This window comes from Pseudomonas salmasensis (assembly GCF_014268375.2).
Classification (GTDB): Bacteria; Pseudomonadota; Gammaproteobacteria; order Pseudomonadales; family Pseudomonadaceae; genus Aquipseudomonas; species Aquipseudomonas salmasensis.
In genome coordinates this window covers 5,351,483-5,368,338 of record NZ_CP077083.1, presented here as the reverse complement: position 1 = coordinate 5,368,338, position 16,856 = coordinate 5,351,483, and the positions used below count along the sequence as shown (strand labels likewise).

The window sequence follows — 16,856 nt, the reverse complement described above, 5'->3', positions numbered from 1 at the left end:
ATGCAGTGACATCAACCACGGGCCAGAACCTTGGCCAGCGCCTCAAGGAAGCGGCTGTTCTCAGCCGGCAAACCGATGGTGATACGCAGGTGGTTCGGCATGCCGTAGTTGGCCACCGGGCGCACAATCACGCCCTCGCGCAGCAAGCCCTGGAACACCGGCGCGGCCACTTGGCCGAGGTCGACGCAGATGAAGTTGCCCTTGGACGGAATCCAGCCCAGGCCCAGCTCACGAAAGCCTTCCTGCAATTGCAGCATGCCGCTTTCATTGAGGCGACGGCCTTCTTCCAGGTATTCGGCATCCTTCACCGCCGCACAGGCGGCCGCCAGGGCCAGGCTGTTGACGTTGAACGGCTGGCGCACGCGGTTCAGCACATCGGCGACCACGGGCGTGGACAAGCCATAACCGACCCGCAACGACGCCAGGCCGTAAGCCTTGGAGAACGTACGCGACACCAGCAGGTTCGGGAAGGCCGCGAGGAAATCCAGGCCGTCGGGCAGGTCGCTGCCTTCGGCGTACTCGATGTAGGCTTCGTCCAGCACGACCAACACGTGCTCCGGCACGTCCTGCAGGAATTCGTTCAGTGCCTGCTCGTCAAACCAGGTGCCGGTCGGGTTGTTCGGGTTGGCGACAAACACCACGCGGGTGTGCTCATCAATGGCCGCCAGCATCGCCGGCAGGTCATGGCCCCAGTCCTTGGCAGGAATCACGCGAGCATCCGCCCCCACCGCCTGGGTCACGATCGGGTAGACCGCAAACGCGTGCTCGCTGAACACCGCGTTCAAACCTGGCGCCAGGTAGGCACGGCCGACCAGTTCAAGGATATCGTTGGAGCCGTTGCCCAAGGTCACTTGATTCAACTCGACCCGGCACTTGTCCGCCAGCAGCGACTTGAGGGCAAAACCGTTGCCGTCGGGATAACGGGTCAGCTCGGCCAGCTCTTCACGAATCGCCGCCAGCACTTTGGGGCTCGGGCCCAGCGGGTTTTCGTTACTCGCCAGCTTGACGATCTTGGACGGGTCCAGATTCAACTCGCGGGCCAACTCGTCCACAGGCTTGCCTGGAACGTAAGGCGAGAGTTGTTGCACGCCCGGCTGTGCCAGGGCGAGGAAGTTGCCACTCATGTCAAAGCCTCACAAAACCGCTTTCGGGTAAGAGCCCAGCACCTTGAGTGCCACGGCTTCCTGACTGATTTTCTCCAGCACGCCCTTGACCAGCGGGTCGCGGTGATGGCCGATGAAGTCGATAAAGAACACGTATGTCCACTTACCGCTGCGCGAAGGACGAGTCTCGATGCGCGTCAGGTCAATCCCGTTGTCGTGGAACGGCACCAGCAGTTCATGCAACGCGCCGGGCTTATTGCTCATGGAGACGATGATCGAGGTCTTGTCGTCGCCAGTGGGCGGCACTTCCTGGCTGCCGATCATCAAAAAGCGCGTGGAGTTGTCCGGGCGGTCTTCGATTTTCTCGGCCAGGCGCGTCAGGCCGTACAGGCCCGCGGCCATATCGCCGGCAATTGCCGCCGAATTCCACTCACCCTTGACCCGCTTGGCCGCTTCGGCGTTGCTGGACACCGCCACGCGCTCGACATTCGGGTAATGGGCGTCCAGCCACTTGCGGCACTGGGCCAGGGACTGGGCGTGGGAGTAGATACGGCTGATGCTGTCGGTCTTGGTGTTTTCACCCACCAGCAGATGGTGGTGGATACGCAGCTCCACCTCACCGCAGATCACCATGTCGTGCTCGAGGAAGCTGTCCAGAGTGTGGTTAACCGCGCCTTCGGTGGAGTTTTCCACCGGCACCACGCCAAAATTCACCGCACCGGCGGCGACTTCACGGAAGACTTCGTCGATGGCCGCCATCGGCTTGCTGATTACCGCGTGGCCGAAGTGCTTCATGGCTGCCGCCTGGGTGAAGGTGCCTTCAGGGCCAAGGTAAGCCACTTTCAGCGGCTGCTCCAGCGCCAGGCACGAGGACATGATTTCACGGAACAACCGCGCCATCTCTTCGTTGCCCAACGGCCCTTTGTTGCGCTCCATCACGCGCTTGAGCACCTGGGCTTCACGCTCGGGACGGTAGAACACCGGCACTTCGCCTTCCGCGAGGGAGGCCATCTTTACCCGTGCCACTTCCTGGGCGCAGCGCGCACGTTCACTGATCAGCTCCAGGACCTTCTCGTCCAGGCTGTCAATGCGTACGCGCAGGGCCTTGAGTTCTTGCTCAGACATTAGCCGTGTTCCTTCTCGAACTCTGCCATGTAGGCAACCAGCGCATTGATGGCGTGGATGTCGACGGCGTTATAAATGGAGGCGCGCATGCCGCCCACCGAGCGGTGGCCCTTGAGGTTCAGCAGGCCGCGCGCCTCGGCGCCAGCCAGGAACGGCTTGTCCAGGCGGTCGTCAGCCAGGCGGAACGGCACGTTCATCCACGAGCGGTCGCTGAGGTTGATCGGGTTGCTGTACAGGCCGCTGGCGTCGATGAAGTCGTACAGGACGCGCTTTTTCTCTTCATTGAGCTTGCCCATGGCCGCCACGCCGCCCTGCTCCTTGAGCCATTCGAACACCAGGCCCGACAGGTACCAGGCAAACGCCGGCGGGGTGTTGTACATCGAGCCGTTATCGGCCGCGACCTTGTAGTTGAGCATGGTCGGGCACAGCGAACGGGCGCGGCCCAGCAGGTCTTCGCGGATGATATTGACCAGGATGCCGCTCGGGCCGATGTTCTTCTGCGCGCCGGCGTAGATCATGCCGTATTTGGACACGTCGATCGGGCGCGAGAGGATGTCCGAGGACATGTCGCACACCAGTGGCACGTCACCGACTTCAGGCACCCAATCAAATTCCAGGCCACCGATGGTTTCGTTCGCGACGTAGTGAACGTAGGCCGCGTCCTTGGACAGCTTCCACTCGTTCTGACCGGGAATGGCAAAGTAGTCGTAGGGCTTGGCGGTGCCTGCCACGTTGACATGGCCGTAGCGCGAGGCTTCTTCAATGGCCTTCTGCCCCCAGATACCGGTGTCGATATAATCGGCAGTGCCACCTTCCGGTAGCAGGTTCAGCGGCAACTGCGCGAACTGTTGGCTCGCACCACCTTGCAGGAACAGCACTTTGTAATTGGATGGGATGTCCAGCAACTCGCGCAGGTCCTGCTCGGCCTTGTTGGCGATGGACACGAACTCATCGCTGCGATGGCTCATTTCCATCACGGAGAGGCCTTTTCCATGCCAGTCGAGGAGTTCACCCTGCGCACGCTGCAGGACTGCTTCAGGAAGCGCCGCGGGACCGGCACAGAAGTTATAGGCTCTCTTGCTCACATCCAATCTCTCTGATCTGGTGGGACTGAAATCAAACACTGTAGGAGCGAGCTTGCTCGCGAAAAACCCGAGAGCACAAGGGCGTATCAGGCAGCCCGCGTTATCGTTGCGTTTTTCGCGAGCAAGCTCGCTCCTACAGGGGGCGGCGTTATTATTTCCAAGGGGACAAACAACAAGGGGGCGAATCTTCATCCGCCCCCTGTGTGTCCGCTTATTCCTGCGGTTCTTCTTCGTCTGCGGCAGCGTCGAGGGTTGGCTCGTCAACGTTGTCATCGCCTGCTGCGATCACCTCGCCCTCAAACTCCTCACCTTCGAGCTCTTCGCCTTCGACTTCCGAAGGCTCCTGCACACGCTCCAGGCCGACCAGTTTTTCGTCCTTGGCCAGCTTGATCAGGGTCACGCCCTGGGTGTTACGGCCCAGGCTCGACACTTCCGCCACACGGGTACGCACCAGGGTGCCCTGGTCGGAAATCAGCATGATTTCCTCGCCGTCGAGCACCTGCACCGCGCCGACCAGACGGCCGTTGCGGTCGTTGCTGACCATGGCGATCACGCCCTGGCCGCCACGTTTGTACTCTGGGAACTCACTGATGGCGGTGCGCTTGCCATAACCACGCTCGGAAGCGGTGAGGATCTGGCTGCCTTCTTCCGGGATCAACATCGAAATCAGCTTCTGCCCTTCTGGCAGGCGCATGCCGCGTACACCGCGGGCGGTACGGCCCATGGCACGCACGTCGGATTCCTTGAAGCGTGTGACCTTGCCGCCATCGGAGAACAGCATGACTTCGCGTTCGCCGTCGGTGATGGCTGCGGAAATCAGCACGTCGCCTTCATCCAGCTCCAGGGCGATCAGGCCCACGCTGCGTTGACGGCTGAAGGATTCCAGCGGGGTCTTCTTCACGGTGCCTTTGGCGGTGGCCATGAAGATGAAGTGACCTTCGGTGTATTCCTCGACCGGCAGCATGGTGGTGATGTATTCATCACTGTCCAGCGGCAGCAGGTTGACCAACGGACGACCACGGGCAGCGCGGGAGGCTTCCGGGATTTCGTAGGTCTTGAGCCAGTACACCTTGCCTTTGCTGGAGAACAGCAGCAGCGTGGTGTGGCTGTTGGCAACGAGCAGGTGAGCGATGTAGTCCTCATCCTTCACGCCGGTAGCCGATTTACCTTTACCACCACGACGCTGGGCCTGGTAAGCCGCCAGCGGCTGGGTCTTGGCATAGCCACCGTGAGAGATGGTCACCACGCGCTCTTCTTCCGGGATCATGTCACCCAGGGTCAGGTCCAGGCGCGCATCGAGGATTTCGGTGCGGCGCACGTCGCCGTATTCGGCGCGGATCACTTCCAGTTCTTCGCGGATCACTTCCATCAGGCGCACGGCGCTGCTGAGGATGCGGATCAACTCGCCGATCTGGTTGAGGATCTCCTGGTACTCGGCCAGCAGCTTCTCGTGCTCAAGGCCGGTGAGGCGGTGCAGGCGCAGTTCCAGGATGGCCTGGGCCTGTTCTGGCGACAGGAAGTACTTGCCTTCACGCAGACCGTATTGCGGGTCCAGGGTCTCGGGGCGGCACGAGTCGGCGCCAGCGCGCTCAACCATGGCCACTACGGCGCTGGATTCCCAAGGCGTGCTGATCAGCGCTTCCTTGGCTTCGGAAGGGGTTGGCGAGGCCTTGATCAGGGCGATCACCGGGTCGATGTTCGACAACGCAACCGCCTGGCCTTCCAGGATATGGCCGCGCTCGCGGGCCTTGCGCAGTTCGAACACGGTGCGGCGGGTCACCACTTCGCGACGGTGACGCACGAAGGCTTCCAGCAGGTCCTTGAGGTTCAGGATGCGCGGGCGGCCATCGATCAGGGCAACCACGTTGATACCAAACACGCTTTGCAGCTGGGTCTGGGCGTAGAGGTTGTTGAGGATCACCTCAGGCACTTCGCCACGGCGCAGCTCGATCACCACGCGCATACCGTCTTTGTCGGACTCGTCACGCAGCTCGGTGATGCCTTCCAGCTTCTTCTCTTTAACCAGCTCGGCGATCTTCTCGATCAGGCGTGCCTTGTTCAGCTGGTAAGGGAGTTCGGTGATGACGATCTGCTGGCGGCCACCGACCTTGTCGATGTCTTCGATCATCGAGCGGGCACGCATGTAAATGCGCCCACGACCGGTGCGGTAGGCTTCGATGATGCCGGCGCGACCGTTGATGATCGCGGCGGTCGGGAAGTCCGGGCCGGGGATGTATTGCATCAGCTCATCGACGGTCAGCTCAGGGTTGTCGATAAGGGCCAGGCAACCGTCGATGACTTCACCGAGGTTGTGCGGCGGGATGTTGGTGGCCATGCCCACGGCAATACCGCTGGAACCGTTGACCAGCAGGTTGGGGATCTTGGTGGGCATGACAGCCGGGATCATTTCAGTGCCGTCGTAGTTCGGCACCCAGTCCACGGTTTCTTTGTGCAGGTCGGCCAGCAGCTCATGCGCCAGCTTGGTCATGCGCACTTCGGTGTATCGCATGGCCGCGGCGTTGTCGCCGTCCACCGAACCGAAGTTGCCCTGGCCGTCTACCAGCAGGTAGCGCAGGGAAAACGGCTGCGCCATCCGAACGATGGTGTCGTACACCGCAGTGTCGCCGTGAGGGTGATACTTACCGATCACGTCACCGACAACACGGGCAGATTTCTTGTACGGCTTGTTCCAGTCGTTACCCAGCTCGCTCATCGCGAACAGCACACGCCGGTGCACGGGCTTCAAGCCATCGCGCGCATCAGGCAGTGCCCGACCGACAATTACGCTCATCGCGTAGTCGAGGTAGGACTGTTTCAGCTCGTCTTCGATATTGACCGGGAGGATTTCTTTGGCCAGTTCGCCCATGAGAAGCCTGATTCCTTTTTCGGGTGAAACCTCGTCACATCCATTCGGGACGAACGAAGCTCGCCGCTGCCGGCACGGTGCCTGACAACGACTTACGACAAATCAACGAGTTATGACACGGATCTGCACGTTATAGGCCACCCCTCGGGGCAGCCCTGGAAACCGCCGGATGTTATCACAATCGCCGCCACGCACCTATCCCCCTGATGCGCATGGAGGCTAGTAATTTGACGGATGACAGGCTTGAAGGGGACGAGAGGGGCTCAGAGGCGCGGTGGTGGTTTTTTTTGAGGGTGGAATGCGGAAGTTTTGTTGACTTCAAGGGCCAATCGCAGGCAAGCCAGCTCCCACCTTTGATTTGTGAACACCGGTAAATGTGGGAGCTGGCTTGCCTGCGATAGCGCCCCCACAGGCACCGACACACTCAATGCAGGCGCTTACGGCACATCAACTTGGCCAACTTGGCCACATCCGGTCGCTCCACCACGCCTTTTTCGGTGACGATCACGTCGATCAGATCCGCAGGCGTCACATCAAACACAGGGTTAAACGCCGCGACATCCAACCGCTGCCCATCCACCTCAAGCAACTCACCACTATCGCGCTGCTCCAGGGCAACATCATCGCCAGTCGCCATCATCAAATCCAGGGTCGAACTCGACGCCACCACCATAAAGCGCACGCCATGGTGCATGGCACACACGGCCAGCTGATAGGTGCCGATCTTGCTGATCACATCGCCATTGGCCGCGATACAGTCCGCACCGACCACCACCCAGGTCACGCCTTTGGTTTTTAGAATATGCGCCCCGGCGGAGTCGGCATTCACCGCCACCGGGATGCCTTGGCCCGCCAACTCCCACGCCGTCAGGCGCGAGCCTTGCAGCCACGGGCGGGTTTCATTGACATAGACCTGCTCGACCAAGCCCTCCAGATACGCCGCGTGAATCACCCCGAGGGCTGTGCCAACGCCGCCGGAAGCCAGCGCGCCGGCGTTGCCATGGGTGAGGATCGCCTGGGCATTGCCCTGGTGCTTGCGAATCCGCTCCATACCCAACTGGGCCATGACCACATTGGCCTCCCGGTCGCTTTCATGGATCGCCACGGCTTCGGCTTCCAGCACCACCAGCGGGTCGGCGTGCTGCTTGAGGCGGTCCAGGCGGTCGCGCATGCGCTGCAAGGCCCAGAACAGGTTCGATGCGGTCGGGCGGGTATGGGCCAGCAAGGCGTAGTCTTCTTCCCACGCGGCCTGCCAGTCGCCACCCTCGGCGATGCGCTCGCGGGCGGCCAGCACCAAGCCATAGGCGGCGCAGATACCGATGGCCGGTGCGCCCCGCACCACCATGGTGCGAATGGCGTCAGCCACCGCTTCAACGGTAACGCAGGCTACCCAGCGCTCACGGGACGGCAAAACGCGCTGATCGAGCAGGTGCAGCGCGCCATCACGCCATTGGATGGCCTTCACTTTCTCTGCAGCCAACAGTCGGTCGCGCATCCCTTACCCCGCACTCATGAACAAAAGCCGCCGATTATAGCGATCCGCCAGCCAGGACGCTCGGGTATACTTCGCCCTTCTTTTATAGCTGCCTGGGAAGAAGCCTGCGATGACCGCCACTGCCGCCCCGCTCGACTTGTTGCTGCTGCCGACCTGGCTGGTACCCGTCGAGCCCGCTGGCGTGGTGCTCAAGGAGCATGGCCTGGGCATTCGCGATGGCTGCATTGCCTTTATCGGGCCACGGGACGCGGCGTTGAAGCTGGCGGCGCGAGAGGTGCGCGAACTGCCCGGCATGCTGCTCAGCCCCGGGCTGGTCAACGCCCACGGCCACGCGGCCATGACCCTGTTCCGCGGCCTGGCCGACGATTTGCCGCTGATGACCTGGCTGGAAAAACACATCTGGCCCGCCGAAGCCAAGTGGGTCGATGAAGCGTTCGTGCGCGACGGCACCAACCTGGCCATCGCCGAGCAGATCAAGGGCGGCATCACCTGCTTCTCGGACATGTATTTCTACCCCAAGGTCGCCAGTGACTGCGTGCACAACAGCGGTATGCGTGCGCAGATCGCGCTGCCGATCCTCGACTTCCCGATCCCCGGCGCCAGCAGTGCCGACGAGGCGATTCGCCAGGGTATCGAGCTGTTCGGCGACCTCAAGCACCACCCGCGCATCAAGATCACCTTCGGCCCCCACGCGCCCTACACCGTGTGCGATGCCAACCTGGAAAAGATCCGGGTGATCGCCGAAGAGCTGGACGCCGTGATCCATATGCACGTTCACGAAACCGCCTTTGAAGTGCAGCAAGCCGTCGAGCAGACCGGCGAGCGGCCATTGGCGCGCCTGGCTCGCCTCGGCCTGCTGGGCCCGCGCTTTCAGGCCGTGCACATGACCCAAATCAGCGAAGACGACCTGGCTTTACTGGTAGAAAGCAACACCAGCGTGATCCATTGCCCGGAATCGAACCTGAAACTGGCCAGCGGCTTTTGCCCGGTGGAGCGCTTGTGGCAGGCTGGCGTCAACGTGGCCATCGGCACCGACGGCGCCGCCAGCAACAATGACCTGGATTTGCTCGGAGAAACCCGCACGGCGGCCATGCTGGCCAAGGCCGTGGCCGGTTCCGCTACAGCACTGGATGCCCACCGCGCCTTGCGCATGGCCACGCTCAACGGTGCCAGGGCGATGGGCCTGGACAGCCAGATTGGCTCATTGGAAGTCGGCAAGGCGGCAGACATCGTCGCCTTTGATCTTTCCGGGCTGGCGCAACAACCGATCTACGATCCGGTCTCACAGCTTATATATGCCACCGGGCGCGATTGCGTGAAACACCTTTGGGTCGCCGGCAAGCCATTGCTCGACGACCGGCAATTGACCCGCATGGATGAACAACAGTTGACCGCCACGGCCATTGCCTGGGGCCAACGCATCAGCGGGCACAGCGAATAACGACGCGGCTGAAACCTTGGGTTCAGCCGCGACACACCGACTTATCAGATTCAGAGGATTCACCATGAGCAACGTCGACCACGCCGAAATCGCCAAGTTTGAAGCCCTGGCCCACCGCTGGTGGGACCGCGAGAGCGAATTCAAACCCCTGCACGACATCAACCCGCTGCGGGTCAACTGGATTGACGAGCGCGTCAACCTGGCCGGCAAGAAGGTGCTGGACGTCGGTTGCGGCGGCGGCATCCTCAGCGAAGCCATGGCCCAGCGTGGCGCCACCGTCATGGGCATCGACATGGGCGAAGCGCCGCTGGCCGTGGCCCAGTTGCACCAGCTCGAATCCGGCGTGAGCGTGGAGTACCGCCAGATCACCGCCGAAGCCCTGGCCGAAGAAATGCCTGAGCAGTTCGACGTGGTCACCTGCCTGGAAATGCTCGAACACGTACCAGACCCGTCCTCGGTGATCCGCGCCTGTTTCCGTATGGTCAAGCCCGGCGGCCAGGTGTTCTTCTCCACCATCAACCGCAACCCCAAGGCTTACCTGTTCGCGATCATCGGCGCCGAATACATCATGAAGCTGCTGCCGCGCGGCACCCATGATTTCAAGAAATTCATCCGCCCTTCCGAGCTGGGTGCGTGGAGCCGCCAGGCCGGGCTGACCGTCAAGGACATCATCGGCCTGACCTACAACCCGCTGACCAAGCACTACAAGCTGGCCAACGACGTTGACGTCAACTACATGATCCAGACCCTGCGCGAGGAGTAAGCCTGTGAAGTTGCGAGCGGTTCTCTTCGACATGGACGGTACCCTGCTGGACACCGCGCCGGACTTTATCGCCATCTGCCAGGCCATGCGCGCCGACCGCGGCCTGGCGCCGATCAACCCCGAACACATCCGCGATGAAATTTCCGGTGGTGCGCGGGCGATGGTCGCCGTGACGTTCTCGATGGACCCGGAGTCGCCGGGCTTTGAGGAACTGCGCCAGGAATTCCTGGAGCGTTACCTCAAGGATTGCGCAGTGCACAGCAAACTGTTCGACGGCATGGCCGAGCTGTTGGAAGACATCGAGAAAGCCAAGCTGATCTGGGGCGTGGTCACCAACAAGCCGGTGCGCTTTGCCGAACCGATCATGCAGCGCCTGGGCCTGGCTGAGCGCTCGGCCGTGCTGATCTGCCCAGACCACGTAAAAAACAGCAAGCCGGACCCGGAGCCGATGATCCTGGCGTGCAAGATGCTCGGCCTGGACCCGGCCAGCGTGCTGTTCGTGGGCGATGACCTGCGCGACATCGAATCCGGCCGCGACGCCGGTACGCGCACGGCGGCGGTCACCTACGGCTATATCCATCCGGACGACAACCCACGCCACTGGGGCGCGGACGTGGTGGTGGATCACCCATTGGAATTGCGCAAGGTGCTGGATAACGCGCTGTGCAGTTGCTGATGGGCTGCCCCCCTCTGTAGGAGCGAGCTTGCTCGCGAAGAACCCGAGGGCGGCGCGCTCATCCTGATGCCCCGCATTATCGTTAACGTTTTTCGCGAGCAAGCTCGCTCCTACAGAAGGCACATGGATTTTCTGTGAATTTTGTCGAGGCTATTTATGTTTGATTACTCTGCACCGCCAGAACTGCTCAAAGGCCGGACCATCCTGGTAACCGGTGCCGGTCGCGGGATTGGTGCGGCAGCGGCAAAAACTTATGCCGCCCATGGCGCCACCGTGCTGTTGCTGGGCAAGACCGAAGCCAACCTGGCCCAGGTGTATGACGAGATCGAAGCCGCCGGCCACCCGCAGCCGGTGGTGATCCCGTTCAACCTGGAGACCGCCCTGCCCCATCAATACGATGAGCTGGCCGCGATGATCGAAAAAGCATTCGGGCACCTCGACGGCCTGCTGCACAACGCCTCGATCATCGGCCCGCGCACGCCCATCGAGCAGTTGTCCGGCGAGAACTTCATGCGGGTGATGCATGTGAACGTCAACGCGATGTTCATGCTGACCAGCACGTTGCTGCCGTTGCTCAAGCTGTCCCAGGATGCGTCGGTGGTGTTCACCTCCAGCAGCGTCGGGCGCAAGGGCCGTGCTTATTGGGGTGCCTATGGCGTGTCCAAGTTCGCTACCGAAGGCTTGATGCAAACCCTGGCCGATGAGCTGGAAGATGTGGCCGCAGTGCGCGCCAACAGCATCAACCCGGGCGGTACCCGCACCAGCATGCGCGCCCAGGCGTACCCAGGGGAAAACCCCATGGAAAGGCCAGCACCGGAAGAGATCATGCCGGTGTACCTGTACCTGATGGGGCCGGACAGTGCGGGCATCAATGGCCAGGCCTTCGATGCGCAATAAGCCCTGACACCCCGCAAAACAAAGGTGGGAGCTGGCTTGCCTGCGATAGCATCACCGCGGTGTAACTGAAGCACCGAGGTGTCTGCATCGCAGGCAAGCCAGCTCCCACATTGTTTTGTGGTGTAGTTAAAATCTCAGTTTTTGACCACTTCCTCCAGGGTGAAGCGCCCCAACGGGTTCTGCAGGAAGTTGCTTACGTTCTTGCGTGAGATGTTGATGTACGGGCTGTAGTACAGGTCAATCCAGTTCACATCCTGCTTGGCCAGCTTCTGCAACTCGACATACATCTGCTCACGCTTGGCCGGGTCTGCCTCGATCCGCGCAGCCGCCACCAAGGCCTTGACCTGGTCGTTCTTGTAGCGGGTCATGTAGTTCTGGTTGGTGTCATGGCCCAGCACGAAGGTGGTTTTCTGGTCGGGGTCGAGGATGTCGTTGGTCCAGTACATCACCGAAATATCGTACTCACCGTCTACCAGCATCTGCCAGCTTTGGGTCGGGTCGACTTTCTGCAGGTTGGCGGTCACGCCGACCTTGGCTAGCTGGTCCTTGATGATCACCGCGATCTGCTCGTCGGCCTCGTTGCCGGCGTTGACCACGTAGTTGAGCTTCAAATCCTGGGCACCCGCAGCGGCCAGCAGCTTCTTGGCTTCGGCCGGGTCGTACGGGCGTTGCAGGTTGTTGGCGTAGTGGTACAGCGAGCCCTTTGGAATGTAGGAATAAGCCACGGTGCCTTGACCGTAAGTGACGGCTTTGACCAGCGATTGCTTGTCGATGGCCATGTCCAGGGCCTGGCGCACTTGCGGCTTGGCCAACAGGCCGTGCTCGTGGTTGATCAACAGGTGATCTTCGCGGGTGGACGGGTCGGCGTGGATCACCACGTTCGGGTCTTTTTTCAGCTCTTGCACCCGGGAGAACGGCACGAAGATCGCCGTGTCGAGCTCGTTGTTCTGCACCATGCGCATGCGCGTGTTGTCATCGGTGACCGACACCCATTCCACGCCGTCCAGGCTCACCCTGCTGGCCTGCCAGAAATTCGGGTTTTTCTTCAGGATCACGCGGTCGCCCTTGCGCCACTCGTCCACGGTAAACGCGCCGGAGGTCACCGGGTTTTCCGAGTAGGCGTCTTCGCCCATCGTGGTCATGGCTTTTTCCGACAGGATCGACACCGTTGGCGACGCCAGTTGCGAGAGGAAGGCCACCGCCGGGGTTTTCAGGGTGACCACCAGAGTCTTGGCATCGCTGGCCGTGGCGGTGTTGATCAGGCTGAACGGGTCGCTCCACAGCGAGGCCTTGTTGTCACGGATGCGCAGCAGGCTGAACGCAGCATCGGCGGCGGTGATCGGCGAGCCGTCAGAGAACTTCGCCTCGCGCAGCGTGAAGGTGTAGGTCAGGCCATCCTTGGAAATGTCCCAGCTTTCGGCCAGGCCCGGCTCCATCTTGGTGCCCAGGTTATCCACGCGCACCAGGGTGTCGTAGACGTTGGCAAACACCCAGGTGTCGCGGTTCTGCGCGCTTTTGATCGGGTCGAAGGTGGTGCTGTCTTCACGGCAGCCGATGGTGAGCACACCAGCGGCCTGGGCCAGGCCGGCGGTCAGCGACCAGGCCGTGAGGGTAGCGGCGGCGAGCAATTTCAAGTGGCGCGAGTGCATATCACAACTCCTTGTTAATGAATGGCAGAGGGTCAAAGCAAAGGGTCTTCAAGCACGCAACTGTACCGATGCTCGTGCAGGAAATGGGTGGGAGGCAATACCGTGGAACACATGGCTTGCGCATACCGGCAACGCGGGTGGAAGGCACAGCCTGTCGGCAGATTCAGCGGGCTGGGCGGCTCACCGGGCAATGGCTGCGCTGGCAATGGCCGGTGCGGATCGATCTCCGGGATGGCCTGGATCAGCGCCGCCGTATACGGGTGACGCGGCGCGGTGAACACCGCTTCCACCGGCCCTTCCTCGACGATCTTGCCCAAGTACATCACGGCCACGCGGTCGCATAGGCGCCTTACAATGGCCAGGTCATGGGCGATAAACAGGATCGCCAGGTTCATACGTTGTTGCAGTTCGAGCAGCAGGTTGATGATCTGGCCCTGGATCGACACATCCAGCGCCGCCACACATTCATCGGCAATGATCAGGCGTGGCTCCACCGCCAGCGCCCGGGCGATCCCCACGCGCTGGCACTGGCCGCCACTGAGGGAGCCCGGCTTACGCGTCGCCAGTTCGGGACGCAGGCCCACCAGTTCCAGCAGTTCGTTGACGCGCGCGGGAATCTGCGCCACCGCCACTTTGCGCTGTACCCGCAGCACTTCGGCGAGGGTTTCGCCAATGCTGTGTCGTGGATTGAGCGCGGCATAGGGGTCCTGGAAAATCATCGCGGTTTCATGCCGCAGCCGGGCAATGTCGATAGCGCTGCCATGGGCCATGTCGATACCGTCGAACAGCACCTGCCCGGCGCTGATCGGGTTGAGGTGCAAAATTGCCCGCCCCAGGGTGCTCTTGCCACTGCCGGACTCGCCCACCAACCCCAGGGTTTCACCGGCGGCGAGGTTCAGCGACACGCCGTTCACCGCCCTCACCCACTGGCGGTTGAGGCCCAGCAGGCCGCTGCCGGACGCGGCAAAGCGCACCTCCAGATTCTTGATCTGCAACAGGCTCATGGGCGCCCTCCCAACGGATAGTGACAAGCCACGCGTGCGCCTTGTGGCAGCAACTCGGTACACAAGGCGCCGGCCTGTGGGCAGCGCGGGTGAAAGCGGCAGCCGTCGGGCAATGCATCGAGCAACGGCGGCTGGCCAGCAATGGTGCGCAACAACGCATGGCCGCTGCTGTGGGCCGGCTGGCAGTCGATCAGGCCTGCGGTGTACGGATGTTGCGGTTGGGCCAGCAGTTCGTATTTGCTGCCGTGCTCGCACAGGCGCCCGGCATACATCACGGCGATGGCATCGCAGGTTTGCGCCACCACGCCCAAGTCATGGGTGATCATGATGATCGACAGGCCACGCTGGTCGCGCAGGTCAAGCAACAACCGCAGGATTTGCGCCTGCACGGTCACATCCAGGGCGGTGGTCGGCTCGTCGGCGATCAGCACCTTCGGGTTGCAGCCCAGGGCCACGGCGATCATGGCGCGCTGGCGCATGCCACCGGAAAACTCATGGGGGTAGTTGTCGACCCGCGCCTGGGGGTCGGGGATCCCGACCTGACGCAATACCTCGATCGCCTGCAAGCGCGCGTCTTTTTTCGACGCGCCTTGGTGCAGGCGAATGCCCTCGGCGATCTGCTCACCAATGCGCATCAACGGGTCGAGGTGGCTGCTGGGGTTCTGGAACACCATGCCCAACTGCCCGCCGCGCACGGCGCGCATACCGGCATCATCCAGGGCCAGCAGGTCCTGGCCGGCCAACCGTACGGCGCCGCCCTGCACGCGCAGATTGGGCGATGGCAACAGGCGCATCAGGCCACGACAAGCCATGGTCTTGCCCGAACCGCTCTCGCCCACCAGGCCGAGGATTTCACCTTCGGCCAGGTCGAACGACACCCGATCCACCAAGGTGATATCACGCCCAGCGTTGTTGGCGATCACACTGAGGTCGCGCACCTGCAGCAGGCTCATGAACGCTCCCCCAATACCTGCGCAACACCATCGGCCAACAGGCTGAAGCCCATGGCCAAGGTCACGATGGCCAGGCCCGGGAAGGTGCAGATCCACCAGGCGGTGGTGATAAAGGCTTGCCCCTCGGCCACCATCGTCCCCCATTCGGCGGTCGGCGGTTGCACCCCCAGGCCCAGGTAACTGACGGCGGCGCCGTTGAGCAGCACCAGCACCGCGTCAGACATGGAAAACACAATGGAGCCAAACAGCGCATTGGGCAGCAAATGCCGGAACAGAATGCGCCCATGACCAAAGCCCAGGCTCTTGGCGGCCAGGGCGAATTCGCTTTCCTTGAGCACCAGGATCTGCGAGCGAATCAGCCGCGCGTACGACACCCAGCCCACCAGTGCCATGGCGATGTAAAAACTCTGCAAGCCCGGCCCGAGGATGGCCATGATCGCCAGCATCAGCACCAGGAACGGGAACGCCAGCACTACGTCGATCACACGCATGCAGACACTGTCGAAACGCCCGCCGATATAACCCGAGACCGCACCGATAAAGGTGCCGATGATGAACGGGAAGATCACCCCGATCACCGCCAGTTGCAGGTCGATGCGCGCCCCCCAGATCACCCTCGAGAGGATATCCCGGCCGTAATTGTCCGTACCCAACGGATGGGCAAGGCTGGGGGCCAGCAAACTGATGCTGGTGTCCTGCGCGATGGGGTCGTAGGGCGCGACCCACGGCGCAAACAGCGCCAGGGCCAACCACGCGAACAGGATCAACAAACCCCACGCGGCGGTCAGCCGGCCATTGCGAAAACCAAAGCGCAGGCGCAAGCGCCACGGGGCGATCAGGGGGCGACTGCTCATTGCATCTTCACCCGTGGGTCGAGGGCCACGGTTACCAGGTCGGCCAGGAAGTTGACCAACACCGTGGCACAGGCCAGCACCATCGCCACGCCCTGCACCACCATGTAGTCACGGGTGAAAATGCCGCGCACCAGCAACTGGCCGATGCCTGGAATCGCGAACAGGCTTTCGATGACCACCGTGCCGCTGATCAGCCAACCGATGTTGACCGCCAGCAGGTTGACCGCCGGCACCAGGGCATTGGGCAGCACATGCCGACGAAACACCGCGCCTTCAGGCAGCCCACGCGCACGGGCAGCGGTGACATGGTCTGCCTGCAACTCCATCAACATGCTCGCCCGCAGGTTACGCACCAGCACCGCCGACAGCGCCAGGGCGATGGTCAGGCACGGCAAGAGCATATGGTGCGCCTTGTCCAGCCAGGTGCGCCCGTAACCAGACACCGGGAACAAGCCCCACTTCACGCTCAGCAGCAGGATCAGCATCAACCCCAGCCAGAACGCCGGCATGCCCAGGCCGACCGTGGTGAACACGCGGATCAGCTTGTCCGCCCAACGGCCCTGCTGGCGCGCCGCAATCGTCGCCAGTGGCACCGCTATCAACAAAGCCAGCACCACGCTGCCCAGCACCAGCACCAGGGTCGGCTCGATGCGGGTGACGATCAGTTTGAGGGCGTCGACCTTGTACAGCAGCGATTGGCCGAGGTCGCCCTTGAGCAGGTTTTTCAGGAAGTAAAAGTATTGCAGCCACAAGGGCTGGTCGAGGCCGAACTGGGCGCGGATCTTCAACAGCGCATCTGGCGTGCTGCGCGACCCCAGCAAGGCGCGCGCCGGGTCGCCGGGAATCGAGCGCACCAGCACGAAGGTGATCAGGCTGATGCCCAGCAGCACCGGCAGCAATTGCAGGGGCCGGGACAACACAAAACGGTAGCGCGCCAGGTTCATG

At 62.2% G+C, this 16,856-nt stretch carries 14 protein-coding genes; 4 read left to right on the top strand and 10 right to left on the bottom strand.

Annotated features, from left to right (window positions below):
* Positions 1–11: 11 nt before the first annotated feature.
* The 5 genes from hisC to mtnA all read right to left on the bottom strand — a co-directional run bounded on the left by hisC (position 12) and on the right by mtnA (position 7,674).
* A complete protein-coding gene (gene hisC / locus HU731_RS24185) occupies positions 12–1,124 on the bottom strand; it encodes a histidinol-phosphate transaminase (RefSeq protein WP_186606062.1) in 1,113 nt (370 codons plus the stop codon).
* Positions 1,125–1,133: 9 nt separating this feature from the next.
* A complete protein-coding gene (gene pheA / locus HU731_RS24180) occupies positions 1,134–2,228 on the bottom strand; it encodes a prephenate dehydratase (protein ID WP_003172650.1) in 1,095 nt (364 codons plus the stop codon).
* Positions 2,228–3,313: a 3-phosphoserine/phosphohydroxythreonine transaminase gene (gene serC, locus HU731_RS24175; RefSeq protein WP_186606060.1), complete on the bottom strand. Its 1,086-nt coding sequence runs from the start codon at positions 3,311–3,313 to the stop codon at positions 2,228–2,230. Before serC ends, pheA begins: the two co-directional genes overlap by 1 nt.
* 211 nt (positions 3,314–3,524) lie before the next feature.
* A complete protein-coding gene (gyrA, locus tag HU731_RS24170) occupies positions 3,525–6,179 on the bottom strand; it encodes a DNA gyrase subunit A (protein ID WP_032892792.1) in 2,655 nt (884 codons plus the stop codon).
* 424 nt (positions 6,180–6,603) lie between these two features.
* Positions 6,604–7,674: an S-methyl-5-thioribose-1-phosphate isomerase gene (mtnA, locus tag HU731_RS24165; protein ID WP_069557163.1), complete on the bottom strand. Its 1,071-nt coding sequence runs from the start codon at positions 7,672–7,674 to the stop codon at positions 6,604–6,606.
* A 109-nt stretch (positions 7,675–7,783) separates the two neighbouring features.
* On the opposite strand from mtnA, the gene HU731_RS24160 reads away from it, so the two are divergent.
* The 4 genes from HU731_RS24160 to HU731_RS24145 all read left to right on the top strand — a co-directional run bounded on the left by HU731_RS24160 (position 7,784) and on the right by HU731_RS24145 (position 11,451).
* Complete coding sequence (locus HU731_RS24160) at positions 7,784–9,115, top strand: TRZ/ATZ family hydrolase (RefSeq protein WP_186606058.1); 1,332 nt, start codon at positions 7,784–7,786, stop codon at positions 9,113–9,115.
* A gap of 64 nt (positions 9,116–9,179) precedes the next feature.
* Positions 9,180–9,878: a bifunctional 2-polyprenyl-6-hydroxyphenol methylase/3-demethylubiquinol 3-O-methyltransferase UbiG gene (gene ubiG / locus HU731_RS24155; protein WP_003189760.1), complete on the top strand. Its 699-nt coding sequence runs from the start codon at positions 9,180–9,182 to the stop codon at positions 9,876–9,878.
* A gap of 4 nt (positions 9,879–9,882) precedes the next feature.
* A complete protein-coding gene (gene mupP, locus HU731_RS24150) occupies positions 9,883–10,554 on the top strand; it encodes an N-acetylmuramic acid 6-phosphate phosphatase MupP (RefSeq protein WP_044272956.1) in 672 nt (223 codons plus the stop codon).
* 156 nt (positions 10,555–10,710) lie between these two features.
* Positions 10,711–11,451 carry a YciK family oxidoreductase gene (locus tag HU731_RS24145; protein ID WP_003189758.1) on the top strand — a complete coding sequence of 247 codons (741 nt, stop codon included), beginning with the start codon at positions 10,711–10,713 and terminating at the stop codon, positions 11,449–11,451.
* A 134-nt stretch (positions 11,452–11,585) separates the two neighbouring features.
* Here the strand turns inward: HU731_RS24145 and HU731_RS24140 are convergent, their stop codons facing one another.
* From HU731_RS24140 to HU731_RS24120, 5 genes are read right to left on the bottom strand one after another with little or no spacing between them, the layout of a single operon-like run.
* Positions 11,586–13,100 carry an ABC transporter substrate-binding protein gene (locus HU731_RS24140; protein ID WP_186606056.1) on the bottom strand — a complete coding sequence of 505 codons (1,515 nt, stop codon included), beginning with the start codon at positions 13,098–13,100 and terminating at the stop codon, positions 11,586–11,588.
* Between the two features lie 32 nt (positions 13,101–13,132).
* Positions 13,133–14,104 (bottom strand): ABC transporter ATP-binding protein, encoded by a 972-nt coding sequence (locus HU731_RS24135; protein ID WP_186606054.1) that lies wholly within the window; start codon positions 14,102–14,104, stop codon positions 13,133–13,135.
* On the bottom strand, positions 14,101–15,057 hold the full coding sequence (locus tag HU731_RS24130) for an ABC transporter ATP-binding protein (protein ID WP_078802743.1): 957 nt from the start codon (positions 15,055–15,057) through the stop codon (positions 14,101–14,103). Before HU731_RS24130 ends, HU731_RS24135 begins: the two co-directional genes overlap by 4 nt.
* On the bottom strand, positions 15,054–15,911 hold the full coding sequence (locus HU731_RS24125) for an ABC transporter permease (protein ID WP_003189754.1): 858 nt from the start codon (positions 15,909–15,911) through the stop codon (positions 15,054–15,056). The genes HU731_RS24130 and HU731_RS24125 overlap by 4 nt, the downstream gene beginning before the upstream one ends.
* Entirely contained in the window at positions 15,908–16,855 is a 948-nt protein-coding gene (locus tag HU731_RS24120) for an ABC transporter permease (RefSeq protein ID WP_186606052.1), read from the bottom strand. Before HU731_RS24120 ends, HU731_RS24125 begins: the two co-directional genes overlap by 4 nt.
* Position 16,856 lies beyond the last annotated feature (1 nt).

Excerpts from the sequence above, each read along its gene's own strand:
- hisC (WP_186606062.1), bottom strand. The coding sequence starts at position 1,124 with ATGAGTGGCAACTTCCTCGCCCTGGCACAGCCGGGCGTGCAACAACTC.
- pheA (WP_003172650.1), bottom strand. The coding sequence starts at position 2,228 with ATGTCTGAGCAAGAACTCAAGGCCCTGCGCGTACGCATTGACAGCCTG.
- gyrA (WP_032892792.1), bottom strand. The coding sequence starts at position 6,179 with ATGGGCGAACTGGCCAAAGAAATCCTCCCGGTCAATATCGAAGACGAG.
- mtnA (WP_069557163.1), bottom strand. The coding sequence starts at position 7,674 with ATGCGCGACCGACTGTTGGCTGCAGAGAAAGTGAAGGCCATCCAATGG.
- HU731_RS24160 (WP_186606058.1), top strand. The coding sequence starts at position 7,784 with ATGACCGCCACTGCCGCCCCGCTCGACTTGTTGCTGCTGCCGACCTGG.
- ubiG (WP_003189760.1), top strand. The coding sequence starts at position 9,180 with ATGAGCAACGTCGACCACGCCGAAATCGCCAAGTTTGAAGCCCTGGCC.
- HU731_RS24145 (WP_003189758.1), top strand. The coding sequence starts at position 10,711 with ATGTTTGATTACTCTGCACCGCCAGAACTGCTCAAAGGCCGGACCATC.
- HU731_RS24140 (WP_186606056.1), bottom strand. The coding sequence starts at position 13,100 with ATGCACTCGCGCCACTTGAAATTGCTCGCCGCCGCTACCCTCACGGCC.
- HU731_RS24135 (WP_186606054.1), bottom strand. The coding sequence starts at position 14,104 with ATGAGCCTGTTGCAGATCAAGAATCTGGAGGTGCGCTTTGCCGCGTCC.
- HU731_RS24130 (WP_078802743.1), bottom strand. The coding sequence starts at position 15,057 with ATGAGCCTGCTGCAGGTGCGCGACCTCAGTGTGATCGCCAACAACGCT.
- HU731_RS24125 (WP_003189754.1), bottom strand. The coding sequence starts at position 15,911 with ATGAGCAGTCGCCCCCTGATCGCCCCGTGGCGCTTGCGCCTGCGCTTT.
- HU731_RS24120 (WP_186606052.1), bottom strand. The coding sequence starts at position 16,855 with ATGAACCTGGCGCGCTACCGTTTTGTGTTGTCCCGGCCCCTGCAATTG.